Origin of the sequence: Reyranella massiliensis 521 (assembly GCF_000312425.1) — a bacterium.
GTDB lineage: Bacteria > Pseudomonadota > Alphaproteobacteria > Reyranellales > Reyranellaceae > Reyranella > Reyranella massiliensis.
The window spans coordinates 5,738,479-5,754,461 of the sequence record NZ_HE997181.1; the positions used below are offsets into that span (position 1 = coordinate 5,738,479).

Consider the following 15,983-nt stretch of genomic DNA (forward strand, 5'->3'; position numbering starts at 1 on the left):
GATATGTATCCGATATGGATATGCCATTTATCATATATTTGAGAACTGGATAGGCCCGACATAGCGTGCAGTCATCGACGGGCGAGGACGAGATGACGATTGCGATGGCAGCGGGCCTGGGGCTCCTGATGGTCTTCACGGCATTCCTGTCCGGCATCTTCGGGATGGCGGGCGGCATGGTGTTGATCGGCGTCCTGCTGTTCCTGCTGCCGCTGCCCATGGCGATGGTGCTGCATGCAGTGACGCAGATGGCGTCCAACGGGTGGCGGGCGATCCTGTGGTGGCGGCACATCCAGTGGCGGATCACGGTCTTCTATGTGCTGGGCTGCGTCATTGCCGTGGGCGCCTGGTCGCTGACGCTTTACGTCCCCGAGAAGGCCGTGGCGCTCCTGATGCTGGGTGTCTCGCCCTTCCTGCTGCGTATCGTGCCCGAACGGTTGTTGCCGGCGACCCTCGGGCCGGTGCAGGCGATAGGCGGCGGCATTGCGTGCATGGCATTGATGCTGCTGACTGGCGTTACCGGCCCTCTGATCGACCAGCTCTTCCTGCGCTCGCAGATGAACCGGCGGCAGATCGTGGCGACCAAGGCCTCGTGCCAGGTGTTCGGTCATGGCTCGAAGCTTCTCTACTTCGGCGCGTTGATCGAGCAGACAGGCTCCGTAGAGCCCTGGGTATTGGCGATGGCGGTGGCGGCCTCGATGCTCGGCACATCGCTCGGCAAGCAGATCCTCGAGCGCCTGTCAGACGGCCAGTTTCGCATGTGGGCCGGCCGTCTGATCACCGTGCTGGGACTCTACTATGTCGGCTACGGTTTGGTGCTGCTGACGGGGATTGCCTAGGCCGGCAATCCATCGCCGCCTGTTGTCGGGTTCCTACTTGGGAAGAGAGGCGCCTGCCTGCTTGATGGCCGAAGACAGGGCCTGACAGACTTTCTCGACCGAGGAATTCTGTGCCTTGGCGGCGGCTTCGAGTTCCTGCGTCGTGCCCATCGACGAAATGGTGCCCTTCTTGCCGAGAGCCTCGGCCTCGTCGCCTTCCTTCGTGTCCGCGGGTTTCGGGATCAGGCCCATCATCTTCTGCTGCATCGATATCGTGTCGGCGTCTGCAAAGCCCTTCTCCTTGCAGTACTGAACCACGCCGAGCTGATTGCGCGCGCTGTTGTAGGCCATTTTCATCTGATCCGGCGTCTGTGCCAGGGCCGGGCCTGTCGCTGCCAACACGACGAGCGCAGAAACCAGCAGTCCTTGGACGTCGATCTTCATTAGATACTCCGATCTGTACTCAGGGAACCCACCCCCTCTCGCGAACGCGATAAGACACAGGACTGTCGTGGCGTAATTGTGGGCGCCGTGAATTTTCTGTGTAGGATGACTTGTGATCAGATCTGTTTCGAAGATTCCGCCGGGCTTTCGCGAAATCACCGAGGCGTCCGGTTTTGCAGCTGCCAATGGGCCGTGGTTCGAGAAGGTCGAGGGCCGGCGCGTTTGGCGCGGCTTTCTGCCCGGTCCGCAACACGCCAACGCCCTGGGCATCGTCCATGGCGGCATGCTGGCGGCCTTTCTCGATTCGGCGCTGGGTTCGGTCGTCTGGCGCGCCATCGATCGACGCTGTGTGACCTTGCGGCTCACCCTCGACTATCTGTCGCCGGCCCGTGTCGGCGACTGGCTCGAGGCGACCGGCGAACTCGTGGGCCAGGACGAGCACATGGTGCATGTCCGGGGTCGCCTCTATGGTCCACGCCACGATGTATTGGGCGGGCTGGGCGACTTCGCATTGCTCAGCGCCCGCCGTCAGCTTCCTGTCAGGAGTTAGTGTGATCGACGACAATCCGCCCGAAGGTTTCATCCGCATCGATTTCGATCGTGGCCGGCCCGATCCGACCTTCAACACCCATATCGGCAACCTCTACGCCAGGCGCGGCGAGAAGGGCACGCGCGACGAGTTCGTCATGGGCTTTCGCGTGCAGTCTCACATGTGCAATCCGGCGGGCGGTCTGCACGGCGGCATGATGATGAGCGTCGCCGACCTCGTCGGCACGATGGGCGGCGGCACCCTGGTGGGGCTGCGCAAGTTCCTGCCGACGGTCAACATGACCTTCGACTTCGTGGCGCCGGCCAAGGTCGGCGACTGGGTCGAAGGCCGGGCCGAGGTGGTGCGCCAGACACGTTCCCTGCTCTTCACCAACATCTATCTGACGGTGGGTGACGAGAAGATCCTGCGCGCCTCCTCGATTGCCAAGATCCCGTCGGGCGATGGTCTCACCTTCGGCAAGGCCCGTCTGGCGCGCGAGGAAACGACTTCGTCCTGAGCGCGCGGCGATACCGTCTGCTACGTTCGCGGCATGAATACTCCCTTTCCCAAAGCCGTGCTCTTCGATCTTCTGACGGCGTTGATCGATTCGTGGACGCTGTGGAACTCGGTGGCGGGCTCTGAGGCGTCCGGGCGGCGCTGGCGGGCCGAGTATCTGCGCCTGACTTACGGCTGCGGTGCCTATGTGCCTTACGAGACGCTGGTGCGCGATGCCGCGCGCAACACCGGCCTTGCGGAGAGTGCGGCCGATGCTCTCGAAGCGCGCTGGCCCGACCTGCCGGTGTGGAGCGGGGCACAACAGGCTCTCGATGCGTTGAAGGGACGGGCCAGGCTTGCGGTGGTGACCAACTGCTCGATCCGGCTGGGCGCGCTTGCCGCGGCGCGTCTGGCAACGCCGTGGGATTGCGTGGTCACGGCCGAGGAAGCCGGCGCCTATAAGCCCGATCCGCGGCCCTATCGCCTGGCGCTCGACCGGCTGGGCGTGGCGCCTCAAGAGGCGGCTTTCGTTGCCGGATCGGGCTACGATCTCTTTGGCACGTCGGCCGTGGGCCTCAGGACCTACTGGCACAATCGGGTCGCTCTTGCGCGTCCCGACGGTGCCCCGGCCGCCGCGCTCGAACGGCCTACGCTCGACGATCTCATCCCCTGGCTCGAAGGACGCCTCTCGTGAAGCTGATGGACATCGAAACGCCGGCCGCCTTGATCGACGAGGCGCGCATGGCGGCGAACATCGACCGTATGCAAAAGCACCTCTCGGCGCTGGGCGTCCGGCTGCGCCCGCATGTGAAGACGTCGAAGTGCATCGAGGTCGCACGTCGCCAGCAGGAGGCAGGGGCCAAAGGCATCACCGTCTCCACGCTGAAGGAGGCGGAGCAGTTCTTCGCCGCGGGCTTTGCCGACATCCTCTATGCCGTCTGCATGGCGCCGGAGAAGCTCGACCGGGCGCTGGCCCTCATCCGCCGTGGGTGCGCGCTCACCATCCTGGTCGATTCGGTAGCGGCCGCACAGGCCGTCGTCGCCAAGGGCAAGGAAGCCGCCCACGCTTTCGAGGTGATGATCGAGATCGATTCCGACGGTCATCGTTCGGGTGTGCAGCCCGAGGCGGCGGAGTTGATCGAGATCGGCAAGGTTCTGCAGGAGGGCGGCCAGCACTTGAAAGGCGTGCTGACCCATGCCGGCAGCTCCTACGATCTCGATACGGACGAGGCGCTGCAGAAGCTCGCCGAGCAGGAGCGGGCGCTCTGCGTGCGGGCGGCCGAACGCTTGCGCGCCGCCGGCATGGCCTGCCCCGAGGTCAGCGTCGGCTCGACTCCAACGGCGCTGGCGGCCCGGAACCTCGCCGGCGTCACCGAAGTGCGCGCTGGCGTTTATGTCTTCTTCGATCTCGTGATGTCGAATGTTGGCGTCTGCACGCCGCAGCAGGTGGCGCTGTCGGTGCTGGCCACCGTGATCGGGCACCAGCCGGAGAAGGGCTGGGTGATCGTCGATGCCGGCTGGATGGCGATGAGCCGCGATCGCGGCACGCAGCGGCAGAAGATCGACTATGGCTATGGCGCCGTCTGCGATGCGTCGGGCCAGGTGATCGACGGGTTGTTCGTGTCGGGCGCCAACCAGGAACACGGCATCATCTCGCGTCGCGACGGAGCTGCCGATCCCGGCGTGGTCCAGCGCTTTCCGATTGGCACCAAGCTGCGCCTGTTGCCCAACCATGCCTGCGCCACGGGCGCGCAATATCCGTTCTATCTCGCGGTGTCGCCCGACGGTGACGCCGTGCCGTGGCAACGCTTCCAGGGCTGGTAGTTAGACCGTCGCGCCGAAATGGCTGCCGAGCGCACGGCGGCCGGAGTCGGTCAGCCGCACCGTGCGGCTGCGGCGCAGGCGCTCGGCCCAGCCGCGCTTGAAGAAGGTGTCGGCAATCGCTGCGCCCAGCGCGCCCGAGATGTGCGGGCGCCGCTCGCTCCAGTCAAGGCACTGACGCGCGAAGTGGCGCGAACTCGCCTGACGTGCGCCGGGCAGATCGACGCCCAGTCGTTCACAGAACAGCTCGCCCGGCTGGGTGAGCTTCCAGTCGCGCGGGCCCTTGGGTTCGAGGTAGCCGTGCTTGGTCAGCGAATCGGTGACGGCGATGCCGACCTGGCCCGCGAGGTGGTCGTAGCAGGTGCGGCAGAAGCGCAGGTCGGGATCGCGCCGCCAGGCCGCGCTCCGCGAAGCCGCTGTGGCGCGTGTGCCCGCCAACGCCATCAGCGATTCGATGGCATGGGCCACGTCGGAAGAAGCCAGCCGGTAGAATCGGTTGCGCCCCTGGGCGCGGGCCGCCAGCAGGTTGCCCTCGACCATGCGCGCGAGATGCCCGCTCGCGGTCTGCGCCGTGATGCCGGCGATCAGCGCGAGATCGGACGCGGTATGGGCGCGGCCGTCCATGAGAAGGGAGAGCATGGCGGCACGCGCCGGGTCGCCCATCAAGGCGGCGACTTCGGAGAGAGCGTTCACGGTGATCATGGCCGGACTCTATGCCCGGGCCGCACGGCTCGCCACGGCCAATGGTTCGGCTGCGGCCGAACCATTGGCGTCGCCGCTATCGCCACTTGGGGTTGGCGATGGCGATCTTGTCGGCGGTAGTGGCTTCGAGGTGCGCCATCAGGGTGGCGTCGCGTTCGTCGCGCTCGCCGGCGCGCAATTGACGCGCCAGCTCGCGATTGAGTTCCGTAAGCGTGCCGTCGCGGCCCAGCAGCTTGGTCAGTCTTTCGTGCTCGCGCGCGTCGGCGGCAGGGCCGAGGCGCGCCTCGCGTTCGAGAATCGCGAGCGAGTTCACGGCAACCCGAGTCTGGAAGCCAAGCCGCGGGTCGGTGCGATCCAGCGCCGGTATCGCCTCCTCGCGTAGGAAGTCGGCGATGGCGGCCAGCAGCTCGCCGGCGGTCGGGCGATCCTGCGCCATGTCAGCCTCCGGTCTTCAGCAGTTGCAGCAGGTCGACTTCGGTCTCGACGGCACGTCGGCCGATCGAAGCAAGCTCCATCGACTTCTGCGCACCCGAAAGGTGCTTCCAGGCCTGGGTATGGCAGATGATGCCCCAGCGCACCGTTCCGAAGACCTCCCACCAATGTGCGCGCGCCGGATCGACCTTGATGCCGCCTGCACGTTCGTAGGCGGCCCACAACGCCTGGCGGCTGCCGAAGCCGCCGGCGGGCTTGTCGATGGCGCCGAAGCGCCAGCTCTTCACGCACAGCCATCCTAGATCTTCGATGGGATCGCCGAGATGCGCGCCCTCCCAGTCGAGGATCGCGGTGACGCCCGTTTCGTCGGCGAGATAGTTGCCGGTGCGATAGTCGCCATGCACCAGCACCGGCTGTGCCGTTGTCGGCGGCTTGCGGCGGTCGAGCCAGGTGAGGGCGAGTTCGAACACCGGCTGCGATGTGCCGAGCGTGTCGAGCAGGCCGCGCAGGCTCGCGATGTGGTCGCCGGCTTCGCGACGGTCGAGCGGCGGCAGGGTTGCGGGATCGACGGCGTGGATGCGCGCCAGGATCTCGCCGAGTTGACCGGCCATCTTTTCGCGGGCGGCCGCGTAAGGCGGATCGCGCAACAGTTTGCGGGCGATTGCGATGCCGCCGACCCGGCGCATCACGAAGGCTTCGCCGAGCCCGTCTTGAGGCTCTAGCTCGAACAGCACTTCGGGCGCGCGGACACCCGTCTGCCAGGCCGCGCGGATGACGCGGAATTCGGTGCCTCGGTCGAGTGCCGCGGAGCGCTCGCTTCCGGCCTTGCTCTCGGTGGCTCCGAGGGTTGGCGGATCGCGGCGCAGGATCAACTCGTGGCGGGCGCCATCCACAATGGCGTCGAAGCTCCAAGTCTGGCGCGACGCGCCACCGGATTGACGGGTCAGGCCTTCGATGGTCGCGAGGCGGCCGAAGTGGCGGCCTGCCGCAGTCGCCAGTCCCGATGCCACGGCTTCGGGTTCAGAGGGTATGTGAACGGTCATTTACCCGGACTGTGGCACAGGGCCCGCCCCATGGTAAGAGGGCGCGCCCAAACGGGGAGATAGCCAGTGTCGAATGCCTTCGCCGCCATGAACGGCCTGTTTCTGGAAGACCTCAAGCCCGGCATGTCGGCCATGTTCGGCAAGACTGTGACCGAGGCCGATATCGCGGCGTTTGCCGGCGTCTCGGGCGACACCAACCCCATCCATTTGCACGACGGCTTCGCGCGTACGACCCGGTTCGGCCAGCGCATCGCCCACGGCATGCTGAGCGGCGCCTTCATCTCGACGGTGATCGGGACCAAGCTGCCCGGCCCCGGCGCGGTCTACGTCTCCCAGACGATGAACTTCATGGCGCCGGTGATGATCGGCGACACGATCACCGCCGTTGCCACCATCACCGCCATCGACGAAAAGCGCCGTCGCGTGACGCTCAAGACCCAGTGCCTGAACGGCGAGAAGGTCGTGATCGACGGTGAAGCCACCGTGCTGGTGCCGCGGCGCGATGCAGCCTGATCGGGGCAACATGATCCCGACGTTCGACGATTGGCGGTCGGTCCCCGCCGAGTGGAAGGGCGGAGTGGTGGCGCTGGGCAATTTCGATGGCGTCCATCGTGGCCATCAGGCGTTGCTGGCCCGGGCGGCCGAGCAGGCCGCCGCCCTCAACGTGCCCATGGTCGCACTCACCTTCGAGCCGCATCCGCGCCGCTTCTTCGTACCCGACACCGGCCCGTTCCGGCTCACCTTGCCGGCGGCCAAGACGAGATTGTTGGCCGAGTACGGCGTGCCGGCGGTGCTGGCGCAACACTTCGATGCCGCCTTCGCTGCCCTTACCGCCGATGCCTTCATCGCCGACGTGCTCTTGAAGGGTCTGGGGGCGCGCCACCTCGTCTGCGGCTACGATTTCACCTTCGGTGCGCGCCGCAGCGGCAATGTCGAACAATTGCATGCCGAGGGCCAGGCCAAGGGCTTCGGCGTCACCGTGCTCGATCCGGTGATGCGCGAAGGCGAGATCTATTCCTCGACGCGCATCCGCGAGGCGCTGCGTGCCGGCTGGGTGAGCGAGGCGGTCGGGCTTCTGGGCCATGGCTGGGAGATCGAGGGCGTCGTAGAGCTGGGGGACCAGCGCGGCCGCACCATCGGTTTTCCCACCGCCAACGTGGCATTGGGCGAGCATCTACGTCCGCGCTTCGGCGTCTATGCGGTTCGTGCGCTGGTCGACGGTGTGTGGCGCGATGCCGTGGCCAATCTCGGCAAACGTCCGACCTTCGGCAAGCTGCAGGAGAATTTCGAGATCCATCTGTTCGACTTCGCAGGCGACCTCTACGGCAAGACCCTGCGCGTCGAGCTGGTCGACTTCCTCCGGCCTGAGATGAAGTTCGCCGGCCTCGACCAGCTCAAGACCCAGATCGCCGCCGACGGCGCTGCGGCACGGACGCTCCTGGCCGACCGGCCCGCGACAAGCTCCCAATAAGGCGGTCGAGGGCAGAGGATGTCAGGACCTGCGTGGCCGATTCCGGCTCCTTGACCCTCCGGACCCCCATCCCTAGATTGCCGGCCCTATGTTTCCCGGGGCCCCTCAGGAGCGAATTATCCGCCCGGTCCGCTGACCGCGGCCGGGTCATCCTGCTTGTCCGCGGCCGTCGGCGAGGCGGTCGCCTATCGCTCCTCCCAGTGCCGAGTTTCTCGTGACAACTGACTATAAATCCAGCGTTTTCCTGCCCAAGACCGAGTTTCCGATGCGCGGCGGCCTTCCCAAGAAGGAGCCGGAGCTGCTGAAGCGCTGGGCCGACATGAAGCTGTGGGACCGCCTGCGCGTCGAGAGCAAGGGCCGGCCCAAGTTCGTGCTGCACGACGGGCCTCCCTACGCCAACGGCAACCTTCATATCGGGCATGCGCTGAACAAGATCCTGAAGGACCTGGTGAGCCGCACCCAGCAGATGCTGGGCAAGGACAGCCACTATGTGCCGGGCTGGGACTGCCACGGCCTGCCGATCGAGTGGAAGATCGAGGAGCAGTACCGCGCCAAGAAGCGCGACAAGGACCAGGTGCCGGTGGTCGAGTTCCGCAAGGAATGCCGCGCCTTCGCCGATCACTGGATCACGGTGCAGCGCGAGGAGTTCAAGCGGCTCGGCGTCGACGGCGACTGGGACAACTACTACTCGACGATGAAGTACGAGTCCGAGGCCGTGATCGTGGGCGAACTCGGCAAGTTCCTGATGAACGGCGGGCTCTACAAGGGCTCCAAGGCCGTGCTGTGGAGCGTCGTCGAGAAGACGGCGCTGGCCGAGGCCGAGATCGAGTATCACGACCATGTCTCCGATACCGTCCATGTGCGCTTCCCGATCTTGAAGTCGACGGGCGGCAAGCTCGATGGCGCGTCGGTGGTGATCTGGACGACCACGCCCTGGACCATGCCGGGCAACCGTGCGCTGGCCTACGGGCCCGAGATCGCCTACGCGCTGGTCGAAGTGGCCGCAGCGGGCGAGGGCAGCAAGGCCCGCGTCGGCGAGAAGATGGTGCTGGCCAAGGAGCTGGTTGACGCCGTTGCGGAAACCGCGAACTTCACGCCCAAGCATCTCGCCGATCTTGCGGCTGCCGACCTCGAAGGCGTCGTCGCTGCCCATCCGTTGCGCGGCCAGGGCTACGAGTTCGACGTGCGCCTGCTGCCCGGCGCTTTCGTTACCGCGGATGCCGGCACCGGCTTCGTGCATATCGCACCGGGCCACGGCGCCGACGACTACGAGCTGGGCGTGGCCAATGGCGTCGAGGTGCCGGACACGGTGGCCGAAGACGGCACCTACTATCCGCATGTGCCGCTGTTCGCCGGCAAGCGCGTCTACACGCCCGAGGGCAAGAAGGGCGACGCCAACCGGACCGTGATCGCCGCGCTCGACGAGGCCGGCAAGCTCCTGGCCTCGGGCCGCATCACGCACAGCTATCCGCATTCGTGGCGGTCGAAGGCGCCCGTCATCTTCCGCAACGCGCCGCAATGGTTCATAGCCATGGACAAGCAGATCCCCGAGATCGGCGGCACGCTTCGCGAGAAGGCGCTGGCGGCCATCGACGCGACGCGCTTCGTGCCGCGCGCCGGCTACAATCGTCTGCGCTCGATGATCGAGACGCGACCCGACTGGAACGTGTCGCGTCAGCGCGCCTGGGGTGTGCCGATCGCGGTGTTCGTGAACAAGCAGACCGGCGAGCCGTTGCGCGACGCCGAGGTGATGGGCCGTGTCGTCGAGGCCTTCAAGCAGGAAGGCGCCGACGTCTGGTTCGACAGCCCGCCCGAACGCTTCCTCGGCAACAAGTACAATGCCGCGGACTTCGAGCAGGTGACGGACATCCTCGATGTCTGGTTCGACTCGGGTTCGACGCATGTCTTCACGCTCGAAGGCAATCCCGACCTCAAATGGCCGGCCGACCTCTATCTCGAAGGCTCGGACCAGCATCGCGGCTGGTTCCATTCCTCGCTGCTAGAAAGCTGCGGCACCCGCGGGCGTGCGCCCTATGACGGCGTGCTGACGCACGGCTTCACGCTCGACGAGCAGGGCCGCAAGATGTCCAAGTCGCTGGGCAACATCACGGCGCCGCAATCGGTGTGTGACCAGTATGGCGCCGACATCCTGCGCCTCTGGGTCGTCGGCACCGACTACACCGAGGACCAGCGCATTGGTCCCGAAATCCTGAAGCATCAGGCCGAGGCCTATCGCCGGCTGCGGAACACGCTGCGCTATCTGCTGGGCAGCCTCGACGGCTATTCGGCTGACGAGACGGTGGCGCATGCCGATATGCCCGAGCTGGAGCGCTGGGTGCTGCACCGGCTGGCCGAGCTTGACGCGATCTTCCGGCCGGCGGTCGACGATTTCGACTTCCATCGGATAGCGACCGAGCTGCACAATTTCTGCGCGGTCGATCTCTCGGCCTTCTACTTCGACATCCGCAAGGATGCGATCTACTGCGACGCCGCCCGGTCGTTGCGTCGGCGCGCGGCGCGGACGGTGATGGCGGAGATTTTCTCCTTCCTTACCGCCTGGCTGGCGCCCATCACCTGCTTTACGGCGGAAGAGGCATGGCTTGCACGGCCACAGGATGTGCCGGACGGCAAGGCCGACAGCGTGCATCTGCGTCTCTATCCGACGATCCCTGCCGCCTGGCTCGATACCGGCCTTGGCGAGAAGTGGAAGACGGTGCGGGCGCTTCGCCGTGTCGTCACGGGGGCGTTGGAACTCGAGCGGGCGGAGAAGCGCATCGGCTCGAGCCTTCAGGCCGCGCCGCATGTCCATGTCGCGCCGGAATATCTCGACGCCCTGAAGGGACTCGACCTGTCGGAGATCTGCATCACCTCGGGCGGCGATCTCGTCGAAGGCAATGCGCCCGATGGCGCCTTCGTCCTGGCGGATGTCGCGGGCGTCGGCGTCGTGCCGGCACTGGCGGAGGGCAACAAGTGTGCACGCTGCTGGCAGGTCCTGGAGGAGGTCGGCAAATCGACCGCCCATCCGCTGATCTGCCGCCGCTGCGAAGACGCAGTCTCCGCATGATGGGTGCGGCATGAGGCAGATCGACCGTCAGGCGATGGCCCTGGTCCTCGTCACGCTGGTGGCGGACCAGGTCTCCAAGCAGCTCCTCCTCGGATACTTGCTGAAGGCGGGCGCCATCGTGCCGGTGATCGACGGCTTTTTTCGCCTGGTAATCGTGTGGAATCGGGGCGTCAGCTTCGGTCTGCTCGGCGGCGACCAGGCTCTGCCGCCCTGGGTTCTCTCGGCAGTCGCGATTGCCGTCTGCATCGGCCTCTTCTTCTGGCTGCGACGAACCGACCGGCCCCTGACCGGATGGGGCATCGGCCTTGTCATGGGAGGGGCCATCGGCAATGTTATCGACCGCGCTCGGTGGGGAGCGGTGTTCGATTTCGCTGATTTCCACATAGGCCAATGGCATTGGCCGGCGTTCAATGTCGCCGATTCGGCGATCGTCGTCGGCGTCGGTTTGATGCTGATCGATTCGCTGCTGGCCGAGAAGAAACCTGCTCCATGAAGGGGCGCCCTGATACAGCCATGATCGACCGACAGAAACAGGCTTCGAAGGACCAACGATGACACGGATACGACCGATCCCGGTGGCTTTGCTCGCCTGCACCGCTCTCGTGCTGGGCGGCTGCGGCGCCTTCGAGAATCTCGGCGGCGGCAAGAAAGTGTCGCCCGACGAATTCAAGATCGTGTCCCATTCGCCGCTCACCATGCCGCCCAACGCCGAGCTGCGCCCGCCGCGGCCGGGCGAGGCCAGGCCGCAGGAAATGACGCCGGCCGACCAGGCCAAGGAAGCGCTGTCGCCGGCGCTGGCCGGCCGCACCCAGGAGCGGATCAGCGCCGGTCCCAACGCGCCGCGCAGCGGCAGCTCCTCGGAACAGGCGCTGGTGGCGCGTGCCGGACAGGGCGGCGTCGATCCCGAAATCCGCGGGCGCGTGAACCAGGACACCCGGACCCTTGCCGACAGCGACAAGACCTTCATCGACAGCCTGATCTTCTGGCAGGATTCGCCGCCGCCGGGCGTGCTCATTGATCCCGCCAAGGAACAGCAGCGCATTCGCGACGCGCAGGCGGCCGGCCAACCCGCGACCGGGCCGACGCCCACGATCACGCGTCGCAAGCGCGGTCTGCTCGAAGGCATCTTCTGAGTTCGCTCCTGCCTTTCGGCCGCCGTGCTCTGCTCGGCGGCCTTTTTGCGGGCGCGGTCGTCTCGCCATCGGCCACGGCGCTTGCCAAGCTCTTTGCCGTCGAGCGTCGCAACGCCGAGACCTTCACGTTGCCCAACGGCCTGCAGGCCATCGTGCTGCCGTCGCGGCGCGCGCCGATCGTCACCCAGGTCGTCGTCTACAAGGTCGGCAGCGCCGACGAGACGTTCGGCAAGACCGGCGCTGCGCATTTCCTCGAACACATGATGTTCAAGGGCACCGACAAGGTGCCGGGAGGGGAGTTCTCGCGCATCGTCTCGCGCAACGGCGGCCGCGACAACGCTTACACGAGCTTCGATTCGACAGGCTATCACCAGACGATCGCGGCGGAGCGGCTGGAGCTGATCATGCGCATGGAGGCCGATCGCATGACCGGCATCCGCATCAGCGATCGCGAGATCGTGCCGGAACGTCAGGTGATCCTCGAGGAACGCCGCATGCGCACGGACAACGTGCCGTCGGCGCTGCTCGACGAGGCGGTGCGCGAGCAGCTTTATGGCCGCCACAAGCCCTATGCCATGCCGATCGTCGGCTATCCCGACGACATCAAGAAGCTGAGCGTCAACGATCTCTCGACCTTCTATCGCCGCCACTATGCGCCCAACAATGCGGTGCTCATCGTGGCCGGCGACACCACGACCGAGGCGGTGCGCAAGCTCGCGGAGAGATATTACGGCCCGATCGCGAGTCGCAAGACCGAGCCGCGGCGACGCCCCTCGAAGGGCGGCCCCAACCTGCCGCAGAAGGTGATCCGTGCCGACGCGCGGGTCGTCGAGCCGCGCTGGTCGCGGCTATGGCTGGCCCCGTCCTACCGTACTGGCGAGACCAAGCATGCCTATGCGCTGCAGGTGCTGGCGCGCCTGTTCGGCGGCAGCGAGACCAGTCGCCTGTGGCGGGCGCTGGTGGTTGACGGCAAGGTCGGCCTCTCGGCCTGGGCGGCCTACAGTCCGGCGAGCCTCGGCCTCACCTCGTTCGATATCGGCGTGCATCCCGCTCCGACGCGCAGCATGGCGGACGTCGAGAAGGCCGTGACGACGGAGATGAAGCGTCTGCTCGATGGCGGCGTTAAGCCCGAAGAGGTGGAGCGGGCGCAGAACCAGCTCCTGGCCGGCGCCATCTATTCGCAGGATTCCCTGGCGAGCGGTCCCCGGATCTACGGCACCATGCTGAGCACCGGCGGCACGGTGGCCGATGTCGATGCCTGGCCGCAGCGGATATCGGCGGTGACGCCGGCCGAGGTCCAGGCCGCCGCCGAATATGTCTGGCGCGATGACGGTGCGGTGACGGCGATGCTGACGCCGGCCGAAGGCAGCCGATGAAACGCCTGTTCGCCGCATTGTTGGCCGGCCTCGCCTTGTTGTCGTTACCGGCAGCGGCCGGCGCCATCGAGATCAAGCAGGTCACCACGCCGCTCGGCATCAAGGCTTGGCTGGTCGAAGACAAGAGCACGCCGGTCGTCGCACTCTCTTTCTCCTTCGTCGGCGGCACTGCATCCGATCCGGCCGGACTTTCCGGCACCACCGACTTGATGGCCAATCTGCTGACGGACGGAGCCGGGCCGTTGAACGCCCAGGCCTTCCGTCAGCGCCAGGAGGATGCTGCCGCATCGATCAGCTTCAGCGCCTCGCTCGACCGGGTGAACGGGTCGCTGCGCGTCCTGTCGGCCAACCGTGACGAGGGCTTTGAACTGCTGCGCCTGGCGATGGTCGAGCCGCGCTTCGACGCGGCGATGGTCGACCAGCGCCGAGCCCAGACGATTGCCTCGCTCAACCAGGCGGCGCAGCGTCCGGCATCGGTGGCCGGCCGTACTCTGATGGCGACGCTTTTCGCCGGTCATCCCTATGCTGCCGATCCCGAGGGTACGCGCGAGGATCTGGCCAAGGTGACGCCCGACCATCTGAAGAAGCGCGCCGCTGCGGTGCTGTTGCGCAGCGGGCTGACCGTGGCGGCCGTGGGCGATATCAGCGAAGCCGAACTCGCCCGCCAGATCGATCGCGCCTTCGGCAGTCTGCCTGCCGGCACGCCGCCGGCGCTGCCGCCGCAATGGGTGCCGCCGACCAAGCCCAGGACCGTGGTCGTCGAGCGTCCGGTACCGCAAAGCGCCGCGTTGATGGCGCTGCCAGGCATCCCACGCGACGATCCCGACTGGTATGCCGCTCTGGTGATGAACCACGTGCTGGGCGGCGGCGGTCAGCAGTCCCGCCTGTTCAACGAAGTGCGCGAGAAGCGCGGTCTTGCCTACAGCGTGTCGAGCGGCCTCAGGACCTATAAGCGCGCCGCTCTGCTGGTCATCTCGACGGGCAGCGCCAACGAGCGTATCGCCGAGGCGCTGCGCGTCATCAAGGCCAACATGGCGCGGCTGCGGACCGAAGGCATCACCGAGCAGGAACTCTCCGATGCCAAGACCTATCTCGCCGGAGCCTTGGCCTTGTCGCTCGACTCGTCAGGCTCGATCGCGAACCTTCTGCATGCGATGCAGGTCGACGGGCTTTCGCCCGACCATCTGACCAAGCGCGGGGCGCTGATCGCCGCCGTGAAACTCGAAGACGTCCACAAGATGGCGCGCCGGCTATTGCGCGACGAAGCGCTGACGACGGTGGTGGTCGGCAAGCCGGTCGGTGTTACATCCGAACCCTAGGGATCATGCGCATGCTTTACAGCCATGTGATCGACGACGCTCTCGATGCCAAGGTCGGCAAGCATGGCCTGCCACAGGCCTCGCTCGAACGCGAGCTGGTTCGTGCCAGCGCGGCCCTCGACAAGTTCCGCCGCTGGAAGGCCGACGGCACACTGCCGTTGTTGAGCCTGCCGGGCACGCACGACGACCTCGCCCTGCTGAAGCCTCACGCCGAGCGCTTCGCCAGGTTCGAGCACGTGGTCGTATTGGGCACTGGTGGGTCGAGCCTCGGCGGCCAGACTCTGGTCGCGCTCAAGGACCTGGGATTCGGTCCCGCGCCGGGCCGACCCAAGCTCTGGTTCATGGACAATGTCGATCCCGCCACCATTGCCGAGCTGAGCGCCCGTCTGCCGCTTGCCCGGACCGGCCTGATCGTCATCTCCAAGTCCGGCACCACGGCCGAGACCCTGACGCAGTTTCTCACTCTGCTGCCCGAATTTGAGGCCAAAGTCGGCAAGGACAAGCTCGCGAACCATGTGATCGCCATCACCGAGCCCAGCGACAACGCCTTGAGCCGCATCGCCGGCGGTATCGGCTGTCCTATCCTCGACCACGATCCCCGGGTCGGTGGCCGCTTCTCCGTGCTCTCGCTGGTTGGCATGCTGCCGGCGATGATCGCCGGCCTCGACGTTGCGGCCGTGCGCGATGGCGCCGCGAGCGTGCTCGATCCCGTGCTGCAGGCAAGCGACGCCCGCGGGCTGGCACCTGCCGTCGGTGCGGCGCTGTCGATCGGGCTCGCGAAGGAACGCGGCATCGGCACCACAGTGCTGATGCCCTACTGCGACCGTCTGGGTTACTTCGGCTTCTGGTATCGCCAGCTCTGGGCCGAGAGCCTGGGCAAGGGCGGCAACGGCACGACTCCGGTGCGCGCCATGGGCACGGTCGATCAGCACAGCCAGTTGCAGCTCTATCTCGGCGGCCCGCCCGACAAGATGTTCACCGTCGTGATCCTCGACACGGCAGGGCAGGGCAAGCCGATCCCGCCGGCGGCGCTGGGCGGCGACAAGTCGCTCGCCTATCTCGAAAACAAATCGCTGGGCGACCTCCTGCTGGCCGAAGCCGATGCGACCGCGGCAACGCTGATCAAGAATGGCCGGCCAACCCGCGTCATCCGGATCGCCACACTCGACGAGAGGGTGATGGGCGCATTGATGATGCACTATATGCTGGAAACCATGTTTGCCGCCGAATTGCTGGGTATCGATGCCTTCGATCAGCCTGCGGTCGAGGAGGGCAAGATCCTGACGCGGCAGTATCTTTCCGCGCGCGTATCATCCACAGGGCGCCGGTCGTAAAC

17 protein-coding genes are annotated in these 15,983 nt (G+C 66.4%); 13 read left to right on the forward strand and 4 right to left on the reverse strand.

Annotation, left to right across the window (positions count from 1 at the left end; all coding sequences use genetic code 11):
• The first annotated feature begins 92 nt into the window (after positions 1–92).
• Positions 93–839 (forward strand): sulfite exporter TauE/SafE family protein, encoded by a 747-nt coding sequence (locus tag BN60_RS28030; RefSeq protein WP_020699518.1) that lies wholly within the window; start codon positions 93–95, stop codon positions 837–839.
• Positions 840–872: 33 nt separating this feature from the next.
• Here BN60_RS28030 and BN60_RS28035 read toward each other — a convergent pair whose 3' ends face one another.
• Positions 873–1,262, reverse strand: a complete 390-nt coding sequence (locus tag BN60_RS28035; protein ID WP_020699519.1) for a pore-forming ESAT-6 family protein — start codon at positions 1,260–1,262, stop codon at positions 873–875.
• A gap of 112 nt (positions 1,263–1,374) precedes the next feature.
• Here BN60_RS28035 and BN60_RS28040 point away from each other — a divergent pair, with 112 nt between their 5' ends.
• From BN60_RS28040 to BN60_RS28055, 4 genes are read left to right on the forward strand one after another with little or no spacing between them, the layout of a single operon-like run.
• A complete protein-coding gene (locus BN60_RS28040; protein ID WP_020699520.1) occupies positions 1,375–1,812 on the forward strand; it encodes a PaaI family thioesterase in 438 nt (145 codons plus the stop codon).
• A gap of 1 nt (position 1,813) precedes the next feature.
• Positions 1,814–2,308, forward strand: a complete 495-nt coding sequence (locus tag BN60_RS28045; protein WP_020699521.1) for a PaaI family thioesterase — start codon at positions 1,814–1,816, stop codon at positions 2,306–2,308.
• A 33-nt stretch (positions 2,309–2,341) separates the two neighbouring features.
• Entirely contained in the window at positions 2,342–2,980 is a 639-nt protein-coding gene (locus BN60_RS28050) for an HAD-IA family hydrolase (RefSeq protein ID WP_020699522.1), read from the forward strand.
• A gap of 5 nt (positions 2,981–2,985) precedes the next feature.
• The gene (locus BN60_RS28055) at positions 2,986–4,110 is read left to right on the forward strand and encodes a DSD1 family PLP-dependent enzyme (protein ID WP_043287095.1); all 1,125 of its coding nucleotides are present in this window, start codon (positions 2,986–2,988) and stop codon (positions 4,108–4,110) included.
• On the opposite strand, the gene BN60_RS28060 is transcribed toward BN60_RS28055, so the two are convergent.
• The 3 genes from BN60_RS28060 to BN60_RS28070 form a co-directional block, all read right to left on the reverse strand.
• On the reverse strand, positions 4,111–4,809 hold the full coding sequence (locus BN60_RS28060) for an ArsR/SmtB family transcription factor (RefSeq protein WP_020699524.1): 699 nt from the start codon (positions 4,807–4,809) through the stop codon (positions 4,111–4,113). It lies immediately after the preceding gene.
• A 76-nt stretch (positions 4,810–4,885) separates the two neighbouring features.
• Complete coding sequence (locus BN60_RS28065) at positions 4,886–5,245, reverse strand: DUF6285 domain-containing protein (protein WP_020699525.1); 360 nt, start codon at positions 5,243–5,245, stop codon at positions 4,886–4,888.
• Between the two features lies 1 nt (position 5,246).
• A complete protein-coding gene (locus tag BN60_RS28070; RefSeq protein ID WP_020699526.1) occupies positions 5,247–6,284 on the reverse strand; it encodes a phosphotransferase family protein in 1,038 nt (345 codons plus the stop codon).
• A gap of 66 nt (positions 6,285–6,350) precedes the next feature.
• Here BN60_RS28070 and BN60_RS28075 point away from each other — a divergent pair, with 66 nt between their 5' ends.
• The 8 genes from BN60_RS28075 (at position 6,351) to BN60_RS28110 (ending at position 15,981) form a co-directional block, all read left to right on the forward strand.
• Complete coding sequence (locus BN60_RS28075) at positions 6,351–6,797, forward strand: MaoC family dehydratase (RefSeq protein WP_020699527.1); 447 nt, start codon at positions 6,351–6,353, stop codon at positions 6,795–6,797.
• Complete coding sequence (locus tag BN60_RS28080) at positions 6,787–7,755, forward strand: bifunctional riboflavin kinase/FAD synthetase (RefSeq protein ID WP_020699528.1); 969 nt, start codon at positions 6,787–6,789, stop codon at positions 7,753–7,755. The genes BN60_RS28075 and BN60_RS28080 overlap by 11 nt, the downstream gene beginning before the upstream one ends.
• A gap of 265 nt (positions 7,756–8,020) precedes the next feature.
• The gene (ileS, locus tag BN60_RS28085) at positions 8,021–10,819 is read left to right on the forward strand and encodes an isoleucine--tRNA ligase (RefSeq protein WP_020699529.1); all 2,799 of its coding nucleotides are present in this window, start codon (positions 8,021–8,023) and stop codon (positions 10,817–10,819) included.
• Between the two features lie 10 nt (positions 10,820–10,829).
• Positions 10,830–11,312: a signal peptidase II gene (gene lspA, locus BN60_RS28090; protein WP_020699530.1), complete on the forward strand. Its 483-nt coding sequence runs from the start codon at positions 10,830–10,832 to the stop codon at positions 11,310–11,312.
• A gap of 58 nt (positions 11,313–11,370) precedes the next feature.
• Entirely contained in the window at positions 11,371–11,952 is a 582-nt protein-coding gene (locus BN60_RS28095) for a DUF3035 domain-containing protein (RefSeq protein WP_043284424.1), read from the forward strand.
• 128 nt (positions 11,953–12,080) lie between these two features.
• Complete coding sequence (locus tag BN60_RS28100; RefSeq protein WP_020699532.1) at positions 12,081–13,328, forward strand: M16 family metallopeptidase; 1,248 nt, start codon at positions 12,081–12,083, stop codon at positions 13,326–13,328.
• The gene (locus BN60_RS28105; protein WP_020699533.1) at positions 13,325–14,647 is read left to right on the forward strand and encodes a M16 family metallopeptidase; all 1,323 of its coding nucleotides are present in this window, start codon (positions 13,325–13,327) and stop codon (positions 14,645–14,647) included. Before BN60_RS28100 ends, BN60_RS28105 begins: the two co-directional genes overlap by 4 nt.
• Positions 14,648–14,658: 11 nt before the next feature.
• On the forward strand, positions 14,659–15,981 hold the full coding sequence (locus tag BN60_RS28110; RefSeq protein ID WP_043287114.1) for a hypothetical protein: 1,323 nt from the start codon (positions 14,659–14,661) through the stop codon (positions 15,979–15,981).
• Positions 15,982–15,983: the final 2 nt, after the last annotated feature.